The organism is Nonomuraea sp. NPDC049725, from assembly GCF_040674795.1.
Lineage (GTDB): Bacteria > Actinomycetota > Actinomycetes > Streptosporangiales > Streptosporangiaceae > Nonomuraea > Nonomuraea ceibae.
The window spans coordinates 53,129-73,435 of the sequence record NZ_JBFANJ010000021.1 but is presented as its reverse complement, the minus strand read 5'-3'; the positions used below and the strand labels follow the sequence as shown (position 1 = coordinate 73,435).

Here is a 20,307-nt window from a genome sequence, read left to right as displayed (position 1 = left end):
TAACCCCTCTACCAGGCGACGGGTAGCTTCTCCACGCCGTAGACGATGGCCAGCTTGCGCCACGGGATCTCCCCGGCCACGTGCAGCCCGGGGAAGCGGCGCAGCAGCGCCGGGAAGGCGATGCGCATCTCCATCTGGGCCAGCGGCGCGCCGATGCAGCGGTGGATGCCGTGCCCGAACGCCAGGTGCGAGCCCGCGGTCGGGCGGCCCGGCTTCACCTCGTCCATGTCGTCGCCGAGGTTCGGGTCGCGGTTGGCCGCGGCGAGCGAGCACAGCACCATCTCGCCCTTCTTGATCTGGTGCCCGTGCAGCTCCAGGTCGTCGCGGGCGAAGCGCGGGAAGGCCACCTGCACGACCGTCATGTAGCGCAGCAGCTCCTCGACGACGTCGTTGACGTAGCCGTCGACCTCGCGCACCTTGGCGGCCTGCTCGGGGTTCTCCAGCAGCCACAGGGTGCCGAGCGCGAGCATGCTGGTGCTCGTGTCGTGGCCGCCGGTCAGCAGGCCGTCGGCCATGCTGGCGAGCGTCCGGTCGTCGAGCTCGTCGCCGTGCTCGCGCAGCAGCTGGCCGAGCAGGCCCTCGCCGGGGTTCTGCCGCTCACGGGCGACCAGGTCGACCAGGTACGTCATCGCGTCGTTGATCGCCTGCAGCGACGCCTCGGGCCCGGCGGTGAAGTCGAACCGGTCCGTGCTGAGCTTGACGAAGTCGGCGCGCTCCTCGTACGGGACGCCGAGCAGCTCGCACACGACGAGCGACGGGATGGGGAGCGCGAACTCCTCCATCAGGTCCACCGGCGAGCCCTTGGCCGCCATCCGGTCCAGGTGCTCCTCGACCATCGCCTCGATCCGCGGCTCCAGCCTGCGCAGCCGCCGCATGGTGAACTCGGGCGTCAGGTACTTGCGCAGCCGCGTGTGCTCGGGCGGGTCGCGGAAGCCGAGGCCGCCCGGGTCCTCCTGGTTGGAGCCCAGGCCGATGACGCCGGCGAAGTCGTTGCTGAAGCGCTCGTGGTCGCCGAGGACGCCACGCACGTCGTCCCACCGCGTCACCAGGTAGACCGTCTGGCCGCCCGGGATCTCCATCGGGAAGACCGGGTGCTCGGTCCGGATGCGGGCGAGTTCGGCCGCCGGGTCGAACCCGTCGCGCATGAACTGGACGAGCGGGAACTCTGAGTCTGACATCGAAATCCGTCCTGCTGGGATACATCACACCATGTTGGGATAAATCCCTCGATAGATGGTCCCATCCGTGACGGGTGGCTGGTGCCCTCCGAAAGGACGAGATTTCATCTCACCTGATGATGAGATTCCGCCCCGCCGGCCGCAAGTGTCCTGGTCACCTCGTCCGGCGGTCCCCGCCTCCCGCGACGGCACGGAAGGTAGCTGTCCGGTACGAACCCCGCTTCTTGTGCTGCTCCTGGGGCGTACGGGGAAAGACGGGCAAACCGGGGCGGCAGGCGGCGTTTGGCGTACAAGATGGCGACATTCTGCGATGATCTCGTCGTTTGGAGCCCGAGACTGAGCCTCACGGATAGTGACTGATGCCCACATTCGAGGAAATAGCGGCCTTCATCACAGAGAAGCCGCTCGCGACCGCCGTCATCGCCGTTCTCACGCTGGCCGGGCTGGGGCTGGCCTTCCTGGTCCTGCGCGTCGTCTGGCGCGCCACCGCCTGGCTCGTCGCCCGCTACGTCGCCCCCCGCCCCATCGAGGACCTGCTGACCATCGTCGCCGCGTCCATCGCCACCGGCGTCTCGGCCCAGGGCATGTGGCGCTTCTCCGGCGACGTCCTCGGCCTCGACGGGCCGCTGCGGCTGCTGCTGTTCGCCTTCATCGAAGTCGCCATCATCACCTCCGCCGTACGCGCCCGGCGCAACATGCGCGAGAACTACTCCGCCGGCATCGACGGCATCGCCGTGTGGGCGCTGACCTGCCTGACCGCCGTGCTGTCCAGCATGGACGCGCGCAGCCTCCCCGAAGCGATCTTCCGGCTCGCCGCCCCGCTCGTCGCCGCCTGGCTGTGGGAGCGCGGCATGGCCATCGAACGCCACCGCATCCGCGGCACCGGGCGCATCAACTGGCGGCTCACCCCCGAACGGCTCCTCGTCCGCCTCGGCCTGGCCGAGGTCAGCGACCGCACCGCCAGCGAGGTCGACGCGCACCGCAGGCTCACCCGCGTCGCCCTGGCCGCCAAGCGCGCCAAGGCGCTGCGCGAGTCAGGCGGCTCCGAACGCAAGATGCGCGCCGCCCTCGCCAAGCTCGACAAGGCCATGGACCAGGCCGTCGAGCACACCGGCCTCGCCGTCGACCAGGCCCGCCAGGAAGCCCTGCTCGCCCAGATCGCCGCCCTCTACAACACCTCCGCGCTCATCGACGCCGCCCCCCGCGTGCCCTGGGAGCCCGACCCCGACCACCAGCCCGTGCCCGCCCGCCCCGCACTCCCCCCGGCCCTGGCCGAACTCGTCGACGAGGAGGACGAGGACGTCGACGTGCTCGACGCCACCCCCCAGGTCGTCGACACCGCCCAGCGGGCCGCGCTCATGCGGGCCGCCCGCGCCTACTGGGACCGGCAGATCGCCAAGGGCATCGTCCCGCGCACCGTCGACATCGCCCAGGAGATCGGCATCTCGCTCGCCACCGCGCGCGAGTATCGTGCCCTGTGGAAGCTGGAGCCGCGGGCCCACGCCCTCATCGAGGCGCTGTTCCACCAGCACGGCATCGTCGACACCGGCGCCTTCCCCGCCATCGCCGACGACGGGCGGGTGCTGACCAAGTCCTGAACGGAACGGGGGCGCCAGGGTGCGCGAGCGGACGCTCGAACGGGTCAGGAAACTGCTGGCCAAGGCCGAGCGCACGGACAACGAGCACGAGCGGGCCACGTTCATGGCGGCGGCCACGGCGCTCATGGCCAAGTACGGCATCGACGCGCTCGACCCCGAACAGCCCCGCCGGCGGCCCGGCGACCGCATCGTCACCCTGCCCGGGCCGTGGGCCAGGGAGAAGGCCCGGCTCGTCAGCCTCGTCGCGCAGGCGCTGCGCTGCCGGCCGCTGCTCATCGGGCGCGGCGACGGCGGGCACCGGGTGCACGTCTTCGGCTTCGCCGCCGACCTGGAACGTGCCGAACTGCTCGCCACGTCGCTGCTGCTCCAGATGGCCTCCGGGCTGGCCCGCGTCCGGCTGCCCGACGGGGTCGACGCCGTCCGCGCCTACCGCCGCTCCTGGCTGCTCGGCTTCACCGACGAGGTCTACCGGCTGCTGAGCGAGGCCGAACGGCGCGCCGAGGACGAGTCGCCCGTCGCCGGCACCGCCCTGGTCCTCGCCGACCGCCGCGCCGAGGTCGACCGCGCCGTCTCCGCCGTCTACCCGCGCGTCCGCCTCAGCGTCCCCCGCACCAGCGGCACCGGCTACCGCGACGGCGTCGCCGCCGGCCGCCGCGCCGACCTCAGCCGCACCGGCGTCCCCACCCCACCGACCCGCCAACTCCCGTGACCCCCGCCCTCCCCGGCCACTGACCACCCCCTCCCGTAGGCCCGTGACCTCCGTGGGGTGGCCGTCTCCTGGTGGGGCGCGTGTCTGGGGCCGGGGGTGGGTGGGTCAGTTCAGGGCGGCGGAGACCAGGGAGCGGGCCTCCTCCTGGACCTGGGCGAGGTGGTCGGGCCCCTTGAAGGACTCGGCGTAGATCTTGTACACGTCCTCGGTCCCCGACGGCCGGGCCGCGAACCAGGCGCTGGCCGTGGACACCTTCACCCCGCCGAGGCTCGCCCCGTTGCCCGGCGCGGCCGTCTGCACGTCGGTGATGGACTCGCCGGCCAGGGTGGAGGCCGTCACCTGGTCGGCGGACAGCTTGCCGAGCACTGCCTTCTCCTCCCGGGTGGCGGGCGCGTCCACCCGCGCGTAGGCGGGCTCGCCGTAGGCGGCGGTGAGGTCGCGGTAGTGCTCGCTCGGCGACCTGCCGGTGACCGCGCGGATCTCCGAGGCGAGCAGCGCCAGGATGATCCCGTCCTTGTCCGTGGTCCACGGCGACCCGTCGCGGCGCAGGAACGACGCCCCGGCGCTCTCCTCGCCGCCGAACCCGAGCGACCCGTCGAGCAGCCCCGGCACGAACCACTTGAACCCCACCGGCACCTCGTACAGCCGCCTGCCGAGCGACGCGGCGACGCGGTCGATGATGCCGCTGCTCACCATCGTCTTGCCGACGCCGGCGTCGCCGGGCCAGCCGTCGCGGTGCCCGTACAGGTAGGAGATGGCGACGGCGAGGTAGTGGTTGGGGTTCATCAGCCCGTCGGGCGTGACGATCCCGTGCCGGTCGGAGTCGGCGTCGTTGCCGGTGGAGATGTCGTACGCGTCGCGCCCGGCGATGAGGGACGCCATCGCGTACGGCGAGGAGCAGTCCATGCGGATCTTGCCGTCCCAGTCGAGCGTCATGAAGCGCCAGGTGGGGTCGACGAGCGGGTTGACCACGGTGAGGTCGAGCCGGTGCCGTTCGGCGATCTCCCCCCAGTAGGCCACGGCGGCGCCGCCGAGCGGGTCGGCGCCGATGCGCACGCCGGAGGCGCGGATGGCGTCGAGGTCGATGACGGAGGGCAGGTCGTCGACGTAGGCGCCGAGGAAGTCGTGCCGTCCGGCCTCGGCGAGCGCCTTGGTGTAGCTGACCCGGGGGACGTTCTTGAGCCCGGCGGCCAGCAGGCGGTTGGCCCGGTCCTGGATCCAGGAGGTGGCGTCGGAGTCGGCGGGGCCGCCGTGCGGCGGGTTGTACTTGAAGCCGCCGTCGGAGGGCGGGTTGTGCGACGGCGTGATCACGACGCCGTCGGCGAGGCCGGTGGTGCGGCCGCGGTTGTGGGTGAGGATGGCGTGCGACACGGCGGGCGTGGGCGTGTAGCCGTCGCGCGAGTCGATCAGCACCCGCACCCCGTTGGCGGCGAGCACCTCCAGCGCCGACACGCGGGCGGGCTCCGACAGTGCGTGCGTGTCGATGCCCAGGTAGAGCGGCCCGTCGGTGCCCTGCGCCTGCCGGTATTCGCAGATGGCCTGGGTGGTGGCGAGGATGTGGTCCTCGTTGAAGGCCGTCTTCAGCGACGACCCGCGATGCCCCGAGGTGCCGAACGCCACCCGCTGCGCGACCTCGCCGGGATCCGGCTTCAGCGTGTAATAGGCGGTCACCAGCCTGGCGACGTCGACCAGGTCGGCGGGCTGAGCGGGCTTCCCCGCGCGTTCGTGGGTCATGGGGCCACTTTACAAATCGCCGCCCGCACGGCTCCGCCAACACCCTGGGTGATCGGGTTAGACTCGCGCCTGCGGCCACCAGAATGGAGTTCTGTAGCGATGCGATTCGGACTTCTGATCAACGAGCCCCAGGGGGACGACCCGTTCGCCGAGCTGAGCGAGCGGATCGCCCAGGCGGAGAGCGACGGGTTCGACTCGGCCTGGATGTCGAACATCTTCGGCCTCGACGCGCTCACCGCGCTGGCCGTCGCCGGCAGCCGGGCGGGCGGCCGGATCGAGCTCGGCACCGGCGTGGTGCCGACCTACCCGCGCCACCCGGTGGTGCTCGCGCAGCAGGCCATGACCGTCAACGCGGCGCTCGGCGGGCGGCTGGCGCTCGGCATCGGGCTGTCGCACAAGGTGGTCATCGAGGACGTGTTCGGCTACAGCTACGACCGCCCGGCCCGGCACATGAAGGAGTACCTGGAGATCCTGCTGCCCGCCACCCGCGGCGAGCAGGTCTCCTACGGCGGCGAGACGCTCCGCGCGAACGTGCGCCTGGGCACGCCCGGCGCGGGCCTGCCGGTGCTCGTGGCGGCGCTCGGCCCGCGCATGCTCAGGCTCGCCGGCACCGTCGCCGACGGCACCGTGCTCTGGATGACCGGCCCGAAGACCGTCGCCGGCCACATCGCCCCCACGATCAACGCCGCCGCGGAGGAGGCCGGCCGCGAGCGGCCGCGCATCGTCTGCACGCTGCCGGTCTGCGTCACCGACGACGCCCCCGCCGCGCGGGCGCGCGCCGACGAGATCTTCGCGATGTACGGCAAGCTGCCCTCCTACCGGGCCATGCTGGACCGCGAGGGCGCCGAGGGACCCGGCGACGTGGCGGTCATCGGCGACGAGGACTCCGTCCGGGAGCAGATCGAGGGCCTCGCCGCGGCCGGGGTGACCGATTTCGTGGCCTCCGTCTACGGCGACCGCGAGCGCGCCCGGCAGGTGCTCCTCGGCGCGTCCCGTGGGTGAGCGGCGGGCGCCTGCCTAGACTCCGCAAAGGTGAAGCGCTTGCTGCATGGCATCGACGTGTCCAACTGGCAGGGTTCCGTCGACTGGGCTGACCACGCCCGGTCCGGAGTGGCGTTCGCCTTCGCCAAGGCCACCGAGGGAGGAGACTGGACGGACCGGTGGTTCGCCCGCAACTGGGACGGCATGCGGGAGAACTGGATCGTCTGCGGCGCCTACCACTTCGGCCGGCCCAAGGGCGACCCGGAGCAGCACGCGCGCCACTTCCTGGGCACGATCCGCCAGGCGGGCGGGCTGCGCCGCGGCGACCTGCTCGCGCTCGACCTGGAGACGGGCGACGGGCTCAAGCCGGACGAGGTCGCCCGCTACGCCCGCCGCTGGTGCCGGGCGGTCGAGCGGCAGGCGGGGGTGCGCCCGTTCATCTACACCTTCCAGTCGTTCGCCGGCGCGGGCAACTGCGCCGGCCTGGCCGAATACCCGCTGTGGATCGCCAGCCCGCACCAGCCGCGCGGCAGGCCGGCCGTGCCGAGACCGTGGCGCGAGTGGACCATCCACCAGCACGCCAACAGCCCGATCGACCGCAACGTGTTCGAGGGCACCCGCCGGGAGCTGACCAGGCTGGGGTACGACCCGCGATAGCATCGGATCCCACCGATCCGCGTGCTATCCCAGGGAGTCACCGTGTCAGCCGAGCTACGCATCACCCTCGCCGGAGCCGAGCGTGTGGTCGCGGCCGGCACGACGGCCGGCGAGGCCCTGGAGGCCGACGGGCGCGCCGTCGTCGCGGCGCGCGTCAACGGCGAGGCGCGCGACCTGGCCCACCCGCTGGCCGACGGCGACGTGGTCGAGCCCGTCGAGGCGTCCAGCGAGGAAGGCCGGGCGATCATCCGGCACTCCACCGCCCACGTGATGGCCCAGGCGGTGCAGGAGCTGTTCCCCGAGGCCAAGCTGGGCATCGGCCCGCCGGTCGACAACGGCTTCTACTACGACTTCGACGTCGACCAGGCGTTCCAGCCCGACGACCTCAAGCGCGTCGAGAAGCGCATGCGCGAGATCGTCAAGCAGGGCCAGGTGTTCTCCCGCCGCCCCGTCACCGACGACGAGGCGCGCGAGGAGCTCGCCGACGAGCCCTACAAGCTGGAGCTCATCGGCCTCAAGGGCGGCGCGGCCGACGAGGAGGCCGTCGAGGTCGGCGCCGGTCAGCTGACCATCTACGACAACCTCGACGCCAAGACCGGCGAGCTCCACTGGAAGGACCTGTGCCGCGGCCCGCACGTGCCGTCGACCCGGTCCATCCCGGCCTTCAAGCTCATGCGCTCCGGCGGCGCCTACTGGCGCGGCAGCGAGAAGAACCCGCAGCTCCAGCGCATCTACGGCACCGCCTGGGAGTCCCGCGACAAGCAGGACGAATACCTCAAGCTGCTGGAGGAGGCCGAGAAGCGCGACCACCGCAAGCTCGGCGCCGAGCTGGACCTGTTCAGCTTCCCGCCGGAGCTGGGCAGCGGGCTGCCGATCTTCCATCCCAAGGGCGGGATCATCCGCAAGGAGATGGAAGACTACATGCGGGCGCGGCAGGCCGAGGCGGGCTACGAGTTCGTCAACACGCCGCACATCACCAAGTCGTCGCTGTTCGAGACCTCCGGCCACCTGCCGTGGTATGCCGACGACATGTTCCCGGCCTTCGAGCTGGAGGGCGTCGAATACCGGGTCAAGCCGATGAACTGCCCGATGCACAACCTGATCTTCCGGGCGCGCGGGCGCTCCTACCGCGACCTGCCGCTGCGGCTGTGCGAGTTCGGCTCCGTCTACCGCTACGAGAAGTCCGGCGTGGTCCACGGCCTGACCCGGGTGCGCGGCATGACGCAGGACGACGCGCACATCTACACCACCCGCGAGCAGATGGCCGACGAGATCAAGTCGCTGCTGCGGTTCGTGCTGAGCGTGCTGCGCGACTTCGGCCTGTCCGACTTCTACCTGGAGCTGTCCACCCGTGACGACTCCGAGAAGTTCATCGGCGACCCCGCCGAGTGGGAGGAGGCCACCGAGGCGCTGCGCCAGGTGGCGACCGAGTCGGGGCTGACGCTCAAGGACGACCCGGGCGGCGCCGCCTTCTACGGGCCGAAGATCTCCGTGCAGGCCAAGGACGCCATCGGCCGCACCTGGCAGCTGTCCACCATCCAGCTCGACCTCAACCAGCCCAAGCGGTTCGGCCTCGAATACCAGGCCGCCGACGGCAGCCGCCAGACCCCGGTCATGATCCACCGGGCGCTGTTCGGCTCCGTCGAGCGCTTCCTCGGCGTGCTCACCGAGCACTACGCGGGCGCCTTCCCCCCGTGGCTGGCGCCGGTCCAGGTCGTGGGCATCCCGATCGCCGACGCGCACGTCCCCTACCTTCAGGACGTGGCCAAGAAGCTGCGCGAGCGCGGCGTCCGGGTCGACATCGACGCCTCCGACGACCGCATGCAGAAGAAGATCCGCAACGCGCAGAAGTCGAAGGTCCCGTACATGCTGCTCGCGGGCGACGACGACATCGCCAACGGCGCGGTGTCGTTCCGCTACCGCAGCGGGGAGCAGAAGAACGGCGTGGCGGTGGACGAGGCGATCGCCGAGATCGTCAACGCGGTGGAGAGCCGCGCCCAGGTCTGACCAGCCGCTGATCGGCCGCCGACCAGCCGCTGGCCGGCGGCCGGCCGGTCAGCGGCTGAAGAGCCTGAACGGGATCGCCGGGCGGCCACCGAACCGCCCGGCCGTCTCGGCGGCGAACCCCTCGACGAGCGAGCGGGCGTAGTCCTGCGGCGGCTGGTCGGTGAGGGCCTCGATGTAGGCGCGGTGCTCGGCCAGCGACCGGACGCCCGCCTCGAGGCCCGCGGTGACGTCGACCGCGTGGGTGGGGTCGTCGTCGCCGGCCACGGCGACCCAGCGCACGCCGTCCCAGGGCTCGGCCTCGGTGTCGGGGAAGATCCACCGGTTGCCCGCGTCGCCGGCGGCGTCGAGCGCAGCCCGGCCGACGGCCCGGTGGTCGGGGGTGTTCCAGGCGGTGCCGCCCCAGGTGTCGGCGAAGTTGAGCGTGATGAGCAGCTCGGGCCGGTGCCTGCGGATGGCCGCGGTGATGTCGCGGCGCAGCGCGACCCCGTACTCGATCACCCCGTCGGCGTGGTCGAGGAACTCCACGGACGTCACGCCGACGACGGCGGCGCCGGCCCGCTCCTCGCGCTCGCGCAGCGGGGCGGCCTCGGCCGGGGGCAGCGTGTCGATGCCCGCCTCGCCCCTGGTGGCCACCAGGTAGGAGACCTCCCGGCCTTCGCCGGTCCACGTCGCCACGGCCGCCGCGCAGCCGTACTCCAGGTCGTCGGGGTGCGCGACCACGGCGAGGGCGCGCCGCCAGTCGCCGGGCATGGGTTCCAGCTGCTCCATGAGCCCACCCTAGAACGTACGATGGCCCGCGGAGCGGAGGAGGCACGAGCATGGACGAGACGGCCAAGGCGATCGCGGCGGGTGACCAGGCGGCGTTCGCGCGGCTGGCCGAGCGCCACCGGCACGAGCTCCAGGTGCACTGCTACCGCATGCTCGGCTCCTACGCCGACGCCGAGGACATGGTGCAGGAGGCGCTGCTGAAGGCGTGGCGCAGGCGCGACACGTTCGAGGGCCGCTCGTCGCTGCGGGCGTGGCTCTACCGCATCGCCACGAACGTCTGCCTCGACGCGCTGTCCGGCCCGGCGCGCTCCCGCGAGGTCGTGGTCACGATGGGCGGCACGCCCGCCGAGGTGCCGTGGCTGCAGCCGTACCCGGACCGGATGCTCGACCTGGCCGGGCCGGGGGAGGGCGAGCCCGACGCGCTCGCCGTCGCCCGCGAGACGATCGAGCTGGCCTACCTGGCGGCCATCCAGCACCTGCCGCCGCGCCAGCGGGCGGTGCTCATCCTGCGGGACGTGGCCGGCTGGCCCGCCGAGGAGACCGCGCAGGCGCTGGAGCTGAGCGTGGCCGCGGTCAAGAGCGCGTTGCAGCGCGCCCGCGCGACGCTGCGCACCCACCTGCCCGAGCGGCGCGCCGAATGGGGCCCCGCCACCGAGCCGAGCGCCGAGGAGCGGGCGGTGCTGCGCCGCTACATGCGCGCCTCGGAGACGGGCGACCTCACCGCGCTGGCCGAGCTGCTGCGCGAGGACGCCCGCCAGACGATGCCGCCCGCGACCCGCCTGTACGACGGCCGCGCCGCGATCCTCGGCCTGTGGGCCCCGGTCCTCGAAGGTCCCGAGGCGTGGGGCGAGTGGCGCGCTCTGGAGGCGACGGCGAACCGGCAGCCCGCCGCCGCCAACTACGTGCGGCGGCCCGGCGAGACCGTCTTCACCGCGGTCAACCTCGACGTGCTGCGGGTGGAGGACGGGCGGATCGCCGAGATCATCACGTTCGGCCCGGAGGTGTTCGCCGCCTTCGGCCTGCCCGCGACTCTCTGAGAAATTTCTCCCGCCGGACCGATTCCTTTTCCCGCGCCGTGCCGTCATATGGGCATGACTGAAGACATGCAGCTCAAGGCCCTTGACCGGCTCATCGGCACCTGGCACGTGACCGGTGGCGCGGAGGGCACCGTCACCTACCGCTGGCTCGACGGCGGCTTCTTCCTCGTCCAGGACGTCGACCTGGTCCAGGAGGGCCAGCCGGTCAAGGGCGTGGAGATGATCGGCCGCGAACGCCCGTTCGGCGCCGACAAGCCGAGCGAGGACATCAAGTCCCGCTACTACGACAGCAACGGCAACACCCTCGACTACATCTACGAGCTGGAGGGCGACACGCTCACCATCTGGGGCCTGGAGAAGGGCTCGCCCGCCTACTACCGGGGCACGTTCTCCGCCGACGGCGACACCGTCACCGGCGCCTGGGTGTACCCGGGCGGGGGCGGCTACCAGTCGGACATGACCCGCGTGAAGTGAGGCCCCGGCCTGTGGTGGACTGGGCCCGTGCGCGTCGCCCTCGGAGCCCTCGTCGTCCTGGCCGTGCTGGCGCTGCTCACCGGGCTGCTCTGGCTGTTCCAGCGGAAGCTGGTCTACCTGCCCGACCGCGGCCCGGTGCCGCCGGCCGGGCAGGTCGTTCCGGGCGCCCGCGACGTCGTGCTGACCACCGGCGACGGGCTGCGGCTTGGCGCCTGGCACGTGCCCGGCGACCACCCGGTGACCGTGCTCGTCGCGGGCGGCAACGCGGGCAACCGGCTGCACCGGGCGCCGCTGGCCAGGGCGCTGGCCGCGCACGGGCTGCCGGTGCTGCTCATGGACTACCGGGGCTACGGCGGCAACCCGGGCAGCCCCGACGAGGAGGGGCTGCTGCGTGACGCGCTGGCGGCGCGCGAGTTCGCCGGCGACGGGCCGGTGGTCTACTTCGGGGAGAGCCTGGGGGCGGCCGTGACCACCCGGCTGGCCACCGTCCGGCCGCCCGCCGGGATGGTGCTGCGCTCGCCGTTCACCGACCTGGCGGCGGCCGGGCAGGTCAGCTACCCGTTCCTGCCGGTGCGGGCGCTGCTGCGCGACCGCTTCCCGGTCAGCGGGCTCCTGGCCGGCGTGCGGGCGCCGGTCGTGGTCGTGTACGGCAGCGCCGACACGATCGTGCCGCCGGAGCAGAGCAGGGCGGTCGCCGGGGCGGCGGGCGGGCCGGTCACCGTCGTCGAGGTCGCCGGGGCCGGCCACAACGACCTGGCCCTGCTGACCGGGCCGGAGCTGATCGGCGCCGTCGTCGACCTGGCCGACCGGGTCCGCGACACCTCCTGAGCCGGCCGGGCCTCCCGGCGTGCGGTCAGAACGGCTCGTCGTCGGCGGGGTCCTGCGCCGCGCGGCCCTCGCCCGGCAGGCGGACGTCGTCCACGGTCACGTTGACCTCCATGACGCGCATGCCCAGCATCCGGCTCACGCTCCGCGCCACGTTCGCCTTGACCTCGGCGGCGACCTCCATCACCACGTGGCCGTACTCGACCACGATCGTCAGGTCGATCGCCACCTGCCGGTCGTGGATCTCCGCGCTCACGCCCTGGTTGCCGCGCCGCGACCCGATGCCGACGCGGTCGCGTACGGACTCGAAGGCGCGGGCGAGGTCGCCGCCCATGTCGGCGACGCCCGCCACCTCCTGCGCCGCCAGCGCGGCCACCTTCTCCACCACCTCGTCCGCCACCGTGATGCGGCCCTTGACGACGGGGGCGGCGGGCGGCTGGACGGGGCCGGCGGCCTCGGCGGGTGCGGGAAGGTCGGCGTGCTCGGCGATGGCTTCGCTCATGGCTGCCTCCTAGACGGCGTGTCTGGATTGTGCCGGATGTACGCCTCGTTTGTCCGCCAAGTCGTGGCCCTATGCTGCTACGTATGCACGATCAGGCAGGGGCCGGGGCGCCCGACAACTTCCAGCGTCTGTGGACCCCGCATCGCATGGCCTACATCAAGGGCGAGAACAAGCCGACGGGGGAGGGGCCCGGCGACGGCTGCCCCTTCGACGCGATCCCCAAGATGAGCGACGAGGAGGGCCTGATCGTCGCCAGGGGCGAGACGGTCTACGCCGTGCTCAACCTCTACCCGTACAACTCCGGCCATCTCATGGTCGTGCCGTACCGTCACGTCTCCGACTACGCCGACCTCGGCCCGGCGGAGCTGACCGAGCTCGGCGACTTCACCCAGCGCTCGCTGCGCGCCCTGCGCGCGGCCAGCGGCGCGCAGGGCTTCAACGTCGGCATGAACCTGGGCCACGTGGCGGGCGCCGGCATCGCCGCCCACCTGCACCAGCACGTGGTGCCCCGGTGGGGCGGCGACACCAACTTCATGCCGGTCGTGGCCCAGACCAAGGTGCTGCCGCAGCTGCTGCGCGACACCCGCCAGATGCTGGCCGACGCCTGGGTCTGATCCCCGCGGCTAGACGGGGTCGACCTTGACCTTGACGGCCTTGCTCTCGTTGTGCAGGCGGTCGAGCGAGGTCACCAGGTAGGTGCCGGCCGACGGGGCGGTGAACGACGGGCCGTTGACGACCGCGACCAGGTTGCGGGCGTCGGTGGTGTGGCAGTCGTCGCCCGACTTCGGCATCCGGTAGACGGCGTAGGAGCGCGCCCCGGGCGAGGCCGTCCAGGTGACGGCCGTGCCCGCGGCCTTGACCCCGGCGGGCTTGGCGGGCGCCTGGCCGCCGCGCTCCTTCATCAGGGGCAGCAGCGCCGGGCGGCGGTAGTGCGTCTTGGCGACCTGGTCGATCGCGCCGAGCGGGTTGGTGAGCAGCTGCTTGGCGCTGAAGTAGACGTCGCCCCTGATCTGCTCGTGCCGGCGGTTGAGCGTCAGGTGCGCCGACAGCTCGCCGGGCTTGGTCCAGGCGGCCTCGTCGCGGGCGCCGACCCGGTAGAGGGCCTGGCCGATGTACAGGTGCACGCCGCTGCCCTCGACGGCGTCGGCCCACCACGGCGCCAGCGCCTTGTAACTGGCCGTCTTGTGGCCGCGCGACCAGTAGAGCTGCGGCATCACGTAGTCGACGGTGCCCGCCTTGATCCAGGCGCGGGCGTCGGCGAAGATCGAGTCGTAGGCGGACATGCCGCCCGTCGCCGATCCGCTCGGGTCGTCGGACTTGTTGCGCCAGATGCCGAACGGGCTGACGCCGAACTTCACGTGCTGCTTGGTCGCGTGCACGGCCTCGTCGACCTGGGCGATGAGCTTGTTGACGTTCTGCCGCCGCCAGTCGGCGAGCTTCTTGCCCTTGCCGTACTTTGTAAAGGCGGCGGCGTCGTCGAACGTCCCGCCCTCACCCGGGTACGGGTAGAAGTAGTCGTCGAAGTGGACCCCGTCGACGTCGTAGCGCTTGACCACGTCGGTGACGACCTTCGTCACGTGCTCGCGGACCTGCGGCAGGCCGGGGTTGTAGTAGAGGCGGTCGCCGTACTTGACGGTCCAGCCGGGGTGACGCTTGGCCGGGTGGTTGGCCGGCAGCTTGGACATGTCGGCGTCGTAGGAGGCCCGGTACGGGTTGAACCAGGCGTGGAACTCCATGCCCCGCTTGTGCGACTCCTCGATGAGCCACGGCAGCGGGTCCCAGCCCGGGTCCTTGCCCGCGGTGCCCGTCAGGAAGCGCGTCCACGGCTCGATCGACGACTTGTACAGCGCGTCGGACGCGGGCCGCACCTGCACGAACACCGCGTTGAACTTGCGCTTGGCGGCGGCGTCGAGCAGCTTGACGTACTCGGCCTTCTGCCGCTCGGCGGACAGGCCGGTGCGGGAGGGCCAGTCGATGTTCTGCACGGTGGCGATCCACACGCCGCGCAGCTGGCGCTTGGGGTGGCGGGCGTCGGGCGTGCACGCGGCCGTCACGACGGTGTCGGCGGCCGGCTTCTTCTGGGCCTTGGCCTTGCCCTGGTCGGCCACGGCGCCTGGCCCGAAGGTGTAGGCGGCTCCGGTGGCGACGACTGCGAGGGCGGCTGCGGCTAGGAGGGGGCGTCCGGTTCGCATAGTGCCCACCAGTGTGGCATCCCCGCTGACGTGCTCTGACCGGAAAAACGAAATCGGGCCGTGACACTTCTGTTATCGCCGGGGCAGGTGGTTCCCGGGAGGACCGTGCGCCCTCCCGGGACGCCGGTCAGTCGGCGGCCGCCACCTTGTCGGCCAGGTGCGACGGCAGCGGCTCGTAGCGCAGGAACGTGCGCTGGAAGGTGCCCGTGCCGTGCGACATCGAGCGCAGGTCGATCGCGTAACGGGTGATCTCCAGCTCGGGCACCTCGGCCTTGACCAGGGTGCGGCCGGTGCCGACGGGCTCGGTGCCGAGCACCCGGCCGCGCCGCGACGACAGGTCCGACATCACCGGGCCCACGTAGTCGTCGGCGACCAGCACCGACAGCTCGTCGACCGGCTCCAGCAGCAGCGTGGGCACCTTGGCCGCCGCCTCCTTGAGCGCGAGCTGGCCGGCGATCTGGAAGGCCATGTCGGAGGAGTCGACCGAGTGCGCCTTGCCGTCGTACAGGGTGACGCGCACGTCCACCATCGGGTAGCCGGCCACGACGCCGCGCTCCATCTGGGCCCGCACGCCCTTCTCGACCGACGGGATGAACTGGCGCGGCACCACACCGCCGACGATCTTGTCGACGAACTCGAACCCGCCTCCGGACGGCAGCGGCTCGACCTCCAGGTGGCAGATCGCGTACTGGCCGTGGCCGCCGGTCTGCTTGACGTTGCGCCCCATCGCCTGGCAGCGCCCGCCGAACGTCTCGCGCAGCGGCACCCGCAGCTCGATCCGCTCGACCTCGACGCCGTGCCGCCTGGCCAGGCGGTCGAGCAGCACGTCGGTGTGCGCCTCGCCCATGCACCACAGCACGAGCTGGCGGGTCTCGGCGTTGTTCTCCAGGCGCAGCGTCGGGTCCTCGGCGACCAGGCGGCCCAGGGCCTGGGCGAGCTTGTCCTCGTCGGCCTTGGACCTGGCGCGGATGGCGACCGGCAGCAGCGGCTCGGGCATCGCCCAGGAGGTCATCAGCAGCGGCCGGTCGACCTCCGACAGGGTGTCGCCGGTCTCGGCGCGCGACAGCTTGGCCACGGCCACGATGTCGCCCGCCATGCCCTTGGCCGCGGGGCGCTGCTGCTTGCCGAGCGGGCAGGTCAGGGTGCCGATGCGCTCGTCGACGTCGTGGTCCTCGTGGCCGCGCTCGGCCAGGCCGTGCCCGGAGACGTGCACGGTCATGTCGGGGCGCAGCGTGCCGGAGAAGACGCGCACCAGGCTGATGCGGCCCACGTACGGGTCGCTGGTGGTCTTGACGACCTCGGCGACCAGGGGGCCGTCGGCGTCGCAGGCGATGCCGGTGACGGGCTTGCCGTCGAGCGTGGTGATCTCGGGCATCGGGTGTTCGAGCGGGGAGGGGAAGCCCTGCGTGATGAGCTCCAGCAGCTCCTGGGCGCCGACGCCGAGCCCGGTGCAGAGCACGGGGTAGAAGCTGCCGCGGGCGACGGCCTTCTCCAGGTCGTCGACGAGCACGCCGGTGTCGATCGGGTCGCCCTCCAGGTAGCGCTCCATGAGCGACTCGTCCTCGCTCTCCTGGATGATGCCCTCGATCAGCGGGCCTCGGTACTCCTCGATGCGGGTCTCGTACTCGGGGCCGGGGGCGTTCTCGGTGCGCGAGCCGGTGGCGTAGTTGTAGAACTTCTGCGTCAGCAGCCCGATCAGGCCGTTGACGCGCCCGTTGGTGATCACGGGCAGGTAGAGGGGGGCGACGCCGTCGCCGAAGACGTCCTGGCAGGTGGCGAGCACCTCGTCGAAGTCGGCCCGCTGGTGGTCGATCTTGGTGATGACGACGGCCCTGGGCATGCCGACGCGCGAGCACTCCTCCCACAGCATCTGGGTGAGCCCGTCGACGCCGTCGCAGGCCGACACGACGAACAGCGCGGCGTCGGCGGCCCGCAGCCCGGCGCGCAGGTCGCCGACGAAGTCGGCGTAGCCGGGGGTGTCGAGCAGGTTGATCTTGATGCCGTTGTGCGTCAGCGGGGCCAGGGCCAGGTTGACCGAGCGCTGCTGGCGCACCTCGACCTCGTCGAAGTCGCTGACGGTGTTGCCGTCCTCCACGCGGCCGGCCCGCTGGATGGTGCCGGTGGCGGCCAGGAGCTGCTCGACGAGGGTCGTCTTGCCCGATCCGGAGTGGCCGACCAGGACGACATTGCGTATCGCGTCCGCCTTGTCGGCCGCTGGTGCCCTGCCCGCGGCTCCCATGGCCGCGTTCGCGTTCTTGTCCGCCACTTCGCCTCCCGCGTCGTCGGTGCGTGCCAACGCCGCGCCCGCGCGGAGGGGTTCTGGCAACCGCATGGACGCGGTGTGTTCACCAAATACCCCTGTGGCGAATATCACAAGGGGGGCAGGGCAAAGAAAGTCGCCGCCCTCAGGATGGCCTACGATCGACAGCGCGATGCTGAAACTCCTGCGCCCGGCCATGACCCGGATACTCACCCCGCTGGGCAGGGCCCTGGTCCGCCGCGGGATCGGCCCCGACGCCGTCACGGCGATCGGCACCCTCGGCACTGTCGTGTCCGCCCTGCTGTTCTTCCCCCTGGGCCTGCTCACCGCGGGCGCCCTGGTGATCACCGTGTTCGTGCTGTTCGACCTGCTCGACGGCGTGGTGGCGCGGCTGGGCGGGGGAGGGGGCAGCACCTGGGGAGCCTTCCTCGACTCCACGCTCGACCGGGTCGCCGACGCGGCGATCTTCGCCGGGCTGATCCTCTACTTCATCTCCACCGGCGACGCGCTGATGGCGGCGGTGACGCTGTTCTGCCTGGTGGCGGGCGCGCTGGTGTCCTATGCGAAGGCGCGGGCCGAGGGGCTCGGGCTGACCTGCGACGTGGGGCTGGCCGAGCGGCCGGAGCGGCTCGTGGTCGCGCTGGTGGCGACCTGCTTCTCCGGGCTGGGGGTGCCCTACGTCCTGGAGGCCGGCATGTGGTTGCTCGCGGCGGCCAGTGCCGTCACCGTGGTACAGCGCGTGGTTCACGTCTACCGGCAGACGAGGGAGCGATGAGCGGCAAGCCGTCTTTCACCGATCGAGTCGTGGCCGCGGGGTTCGCGGCGGGCTGGACCGTGGTCCCGCTGCTGCCCGAGCGGCCCACGGCGGCGGTGTTCCGGTTCCTGGCCGACCGGGTGTGGGCCAGGGGCGGCCGGTCGGTGCGCCGGCTGGAGTCCAACCTGGCCAGGGTGACCGGGCTCGCGCCCGGCAGCGCGGAGCTGCGGGAGCTGACCCGGGCCGGGATGCGCTCCTACTTCCGCTACTTCCACGAGATCTTCCGGCTGCCGTCGATGACGACGGAGGAGATCGTGCGGCGCAGCCACACGGTCGGCGCCGAGCACGTGCACGACACGGTGGCGGCCGGGCGCGGCGTGGTGCTGGCGCTGCCGCACATGGGCAACTGGGACCAGGCGGGCGCCTGGCTGGTGGCGGTCGGCCACCCGTTCACCACGGTCGCCGAGCGGCTGCGGCCGGAGTCGCTGTTCCGCCGTTACGTGCGCTTCCGCGAGGGCCTCGGCATGGAGGTGCTGCCGCTCACCGGCGGCGACGGCCACAACTTCGGCACGCTGGCCACCCGGGTGCGCAAGGGCGGCGTGGTGTGCCTGCCGGCCGAGCGTGACCTGACCAAGAGCGGCGTCGAGGTGGAGTTCTTCGGCGCGACGACGAAGATGCCGGCCGGGCCGCCGCTGCTGGCGGTGCAGACGGGCGCGGCGCTGCTGCCGGCGATCCTGTCGTTCGAGGGCGACGACTGGCGCATCCACATCCACGAGGAGATCCCGGTCCCGGCCGAGGGCAGCCGCAAGGAGAAGGTGGCGGCGGTGGCGCAGAGCCTGGCCGCGGTGTTCGAGAAGGGCATCGCCGAGCATCCGGAGGACTGGCACATGCTGCAGCGGCTCTGGCTGGAGGACCTGCGACCATGAGGGTCGGGATCGTGTGCCCGTATTCGTGGGACGTGCCCGGCGGGGTCAAGCAGCACGTCGACGATCTGGCGCAGGCGCTGATGGCGCAGGGGCACGAGGTGTCGGTGATCGCGCCGGCCAGTGACGACGACGAGCTCCCGCCGTACGTGACGGGCGCGGGCCGGGCGGTGCCGGTGCCCTACAACGGGTCGGTGGCGCGGATGTCGTTCGGGTTCATCTCGGCGGCGCGGGTGCGGCGCTGGGTGCGCACCGGCGGCTTCGACGTGCTGCACATCCACGAGCCGCTGATCCCCAGCCTGGGCGTGCTGGCCTGCTGGGCGGCCAGGGGGCCGATCGTGGCGACGTTCCACGCCTCCTTCACCCGCTCGCGGGCGATCGCGGTGGCCGAGCCGCTGCTGCGCAGCGCGCTGGAGAAGCTGAGCGGGCGCATCGCGGTCTCCGACGCGGCCCGCAAGAGCCTGGTGGAGCAGTTCGGCGGCGACACGGTGCTGATCCCCAACGGGGTGACCGTCGGCCGCTACACCGAGGCGGAGCCGCTCGACGGGTGGGGGCCCGACGGGGCGACGATCGGGTTCCTGGGGCGGATGGACGAGGAGCGCAAGGGGCTGCCGATCCTGCTGGAGGCGTTCAAGCTGCTGGCGGCCGAGCGGCCGGAGCTGAAGCTGCTGATCGCCGGGCCGGGCGACGCCAAGGACGTCTACGACAAGGTGCCGAAGGCGTTCCGCGACCGGGTGACGGTGCTGGGCATGGTGAGCGAGGCGGACAAGATCCGCGCCTACCATTCGGTCGACGTGTTCTGCGCGCCCAACACGCGCGGCGAGAGCTTCGGGATCGTGCTGGCCGAGGCGATGGCCTCCGGGGCGACGGTGCTGGCCAGCGACATCCCGGCGTTCCGGCGGGTGCTGGGCGAGGGGCAGGCGGGCGCGCTGTTCGCCAACGGCGACGCGGCCTCGCTCGCGCGGGAGGCGGCCGCGCTGCTCGACGCGCCGGAGCGGCGGGCCAAGCTGGCGGAGGAGGCGCTGGTCGCGGTCATGAAGTACGACTGGTCGACGGTGGCGCGTGACGTGGTGCGGGTGTACGAGACGGTGACGGCCGGCGGGGCGGGCCGGGTGGAGGAAGACCTGTGACATCCACCATGATCGTGCTGATCGTGGGCATCGTCGTGGTGCTCACGGCGGTCTACATCTCCTGGCGGGCGGGCCGCCTGGACCGGCTGCACATCCGGCTGGAGCTGGCCCGCGAGGCGCTGGAGGCGGCGCTGACGCGGCGGCGGGCGGTGGTGCTGGAGCTGGCCGGCTCGCGGCTGCTCGACCCGGCGACGTCGCTGGTGCTGGCGGCGGCGGCGCACGAGGCCAGGACGGCCGGGCCGGAGGAGCGCGAGCACGCCGAGAGCGACCTGTCGAGGGCGCTGCGGGCGGCGGTCGACCAGGAGCGCTTCCGGGAGAAGCTGGCCGAGGCGCCCGGCGGCGAGGACCTGCTGGAGGAGCTCGACGCGGCTGTGGCCAAGGTCGTCTACTCGCGCCGCTTCTACAACAACGCGGTCGGGGTGACGCGCACGGCGCAGCGCCGCTGGCTGGCGCGCACGCTGCGGCTGGCCGGGCACACCGAGTACCCCGACTTCTTCGAGATCGACGACGATCCGCCGGCAGCCATGGCAACTGAATGACCCGATTTTGGGTAGACCGGTAAGCTTCCTTCCGTTTCA

19 protein-coding genes are annotated in these 20,307 nt (G+C 72.2%); 13 read left to right on the top strand and 6 right to left on the bottom strand.

The features are described 5' to 3' along the window. Positions 1–8 precede the first annotated feature (8 nt). Positions 9–1,178: a cytochrome P450 gene (locus AB0J53_RS38705; protein ID WP_219502128.1), complete on the bottom strand. Its 1,170-nt coding sequence runs from the start codon at positions 1,176–1,178 to the stop codon at positions 9–11. Positions 1,179–1,537: 359 nt separating this feature from the next. On the opposite strand from AB0J53_RS38705, the gene AB0J53_RS38700 reads away from it, so the two are divergent. Both AB0J53_RS38700 and AB0J53_RS38695 read left to right on the top strand, forming a co-directional pair. Then, a complete protein-coding gene (locus AB0J53_RS38700) occupies positions 1,538–2,776 on the top strand; it encodes a hypothetical protein (protein WP_219502130.1) in 1,239 nt (412 codons plus the stop codon). A 19-nt stretch (positions 2,777–2,795) separates the two neighbouring features. Then, entirely contained in the window at positions 2,796–3,485 is a 690-nt protein-coding gene (locus AB0J53_RS38695; RefSeq protein ID WP_219502131.1) for a DUF2786 domain-containing protein, read from the top strand. 105 nt (positions 3,486–3,590) lie between these two features. On the opposite strand, the gene pgm is transcribed toward AB0J53_RS38695, so the two are convergent. Further along, positions 3,591–5,219: a phosphoglucomutase (alpha-D-glucose-1,6-bisphosphate-dependent) gene (gene pgm, locus AB0J53_RS38690; protein ID WP_364181673.1), complete on the bottom strand. Its 1,629-nt coding sequence runs from the start codon at positions 5,217–5,219 to the stop codon at positions 3,591–3,593. Between the two features lie 99 nt (positions 5,220–5,318). On the opposite strand from pgm, the gene AB0J53_RS38685 reads away from it, so the two are divergent. The 3 genes from AB0J53_RS38685 to thrS are packed head-to-tail and all read left to right on the top strand — an operon-like array spanning position 5,319 to position 8,864. Next, positions 5,319–6,221: a TIGR03564 family F420-dependent LLM class oxidoreductase gene (locus AB0J53_RS38685; RefSeq protein WP_364181670.1), complete on the top strand. Its 903-nt coding sequence runs from the start codon at positions 5,319–5,321 to the stop codon at positions 6,219–6,221. Between the two features lie 30 nt (positions 6,222–6,251). Continuing rightward, positions 6,252–6,857: a GH25 family lysozyme gene (locus AB0J53_RS38680; protein ID WP_364181667.1), complete on the top strand. Its 606-nt coding sequence runs from the start codon at positions 6,252–6,254 to the stop codon at positions 6,855–6,857. A gap of 21 nt (positions 6,858–6,878) precedes the next feature. Beyond that, a complete protein-coding gene (thrS, locus tag AB0J53_RS38675; RefSeq protein WP_364181664.1) occupies positions 6,879–8,864 on the top strand; it encodes a threonine--tRNA ligase in 1,986 nt (661 codons plus the stop codon). A 48-nt stretch (positions 8,865–8,912) separates the two neighbouring features. Here the strand turns inward: thrS and AB0J53_RS38670 are convergent, their stop codons facing one another. Next, positions 8,913–9,632, bottom strand: coding sequence for a PIG-L deacetylase family protein (locus AB0J53_RS38670; protein ID WP_364181662.1), 720 nt, complete (start codon positions 9,630–9,632; stop codon positions 8,913–8,915). A 50-nt stretch (positions 9,633–9,682) separates the two neighbouring features. Between AB0J53_RS38670 and AB0J53_RS38665 the strand changes: the two genes are divergently transcribed. From AB0J53_RS38665 to AB0J53_RS38655, 3 genes are read left to right on the top strand one after another with little or no spacing between them, the layout of a single operon-like run. Then, on the top strand, positions 9,683–10,669 hold the full coding sequence (locus tag AB0J53_RS38665; protein WP_364181659.1) for an RNA polymerase subunit sigma-70: 987 nt from the start codon (positions 9,683–9,685) through the stop codon (positions 10,667–10,669). A gap of 54 nt (positions 10,670–10,723) precedes the next feature. Beyond that, positions 10,724–11,143 (top strand): hypothetical protein, encoded by a 420-nt coding sequence (locus AB0J53_RS38660; RefSeq protein WP_364181656.1) that lies wholly within the window; start codon positions 10,724–10,726, stop codon positions 11,141–11,143. A gap of 27 nt (positions 11,144–11,170) precedes the next feature. Next, positions 11,171–11,971 carry an alpha/beta hydrolase gene (locus tag AB0J53_RS38655; protein ID WP_364181654.1) on the top strand — a complete coding sequence of 267 codons (801 nt, stop codon included), beginning with the start codon at positions 11,171–11,173 and terminating at the stop codon, positions 11,969–11,971. 25 nt (positions 11,972–11,996) lie between these two features. Here the strand turns inward: AB0J53_RS38655 and AB0J53_RS38650 are convergent, their stop codons facing one another. Continuing rightward, positions 11,997–12,470 carry an Asp23/Gls24 family envelope stress response protein gene (locus tag AB0J53_RS38650; RefSeq protein WP_364181651.1) on the bottom strand — a complete coding sequence of 158 codons (474 nt, stop codon included), beginning with the start codon at positions 12,468–12,470 and terminating at the stop codon, positions 11,997–11,999. Between the two features lie 83 nt (positions 12,471–12,553). On the opposite strand from AB0J53_RS38650, the gene AB0J53_RS38645 reads away from it, so the two are divergent. Then, positions 12,554–13,084, top strand: coding sequence for an HIT domain-containing protein (locus AB0J53_RS38645; RefSeq protein WP_364181648.1), 531 nt, complete (start codon positions 12,554–12,556; stop codon positions 13,082–13,084). Positions 13,085–13,093: 9 nt separating this feature from the next. On the opposite strand, the gene AB0J53_RS38640 is transcribed toward AB0J53_RS38645, so the two are convergent. Continuing rightward, complete coding sequence (locus tag AB0J53_RS38640) at positions 13,094–14,662, bottom strand: family 10 glycosylhydrolase (RefSeq protein WP_364181646.1); 1,569 nt, start codon at positions 14,660–14,662, stop codon at positions 13,094–13,096. Between the two features lie 127 nt (positions 14,663–14,789). Continuing rightward, the gene (locus tag AB0J53_RS38635; protein WP_364181643.1) at positions 14,790–16,928 is read right to left on the bottom strand and encodes an elongation factor G-like protein EF-G2; all 2,139 of its coding nucleotides are present in this window, start codon (positions 16,926–16,928) and stop codon (positions 14,790–14,792) included. A gap of 166 nt (positions 16,929–17,094) precedes the next feature. On the opposite strand from AB0J53_RS38635, the gene pgsA reads away from it, so the two are divergent. Genes pgsA through AB0J53_RS38615 form a run of 4 tightly spaced genes read left to right on the top strand, consistent with a single transcriptional unit; the run spans position 17,095 to position 20,268 of the window. After that, positions 17,095–17,697: a phosphatidylinositol phosphate synthase gene (gene pgsA / locus AB0J53_RS38630; RefSeq protein ID WP_219502156.1), complete on the top strand. Its 603-nt coding sequence runs from the start codon at positions 17,095–17,097 to the stop codon at positions 17,695–17,697. After that, on the top strand, positions 17,694–18,602 hold the full coding sequence (locus AB0J53_RS38625) for a phosphatidylinositol mannoside acyltransferase (protein WP_219502159.1): 909 nt from the start codon (positions 17,694–17,696) through the stop codon (positions 18,600–18,602). The genes pgsA and AB0J53_RS38625 overlap by 4 nt, the downstream gene beginning before the upstream one ends. Beyond that, the gene (locus AB0J53_RS38620; RefSeq protein WP_219502161.1) at positions 18,599–19,729 is read left to right on the top strand and encodes a glycosyltransferase family 4 protein; all 1,131 of its coding nucleotides are present in this window, start codon (positions 18,599–18,601) and stop codon (positions 19,727–19,729) included. Before AB0J53_RS38625 ends, AB0J53_RS38620 begins: the two co-directional genes overlap by 4 nt. Continuing rightward, positions 19,726–20,268 carry a hypothetical protein gene (locus tag AB0J53_RS38615; RefSeq protein ID WP_308125656.1) on the top strand — a complete coding sequence of 181 codons (543 nt, stop codon included), beginning with the start codon at positions 19,726–19,728 and terminating at the stop codon, positions 20,266–20,268. The genes AB0J53_RS38620 and AB0J53_RS38615 overlap by 4 nt, the downstream gene beginning before the upstream one ends. The last annotated feature ends 39 nt before the right edge of the window (positions 20,269–20,307 follow it).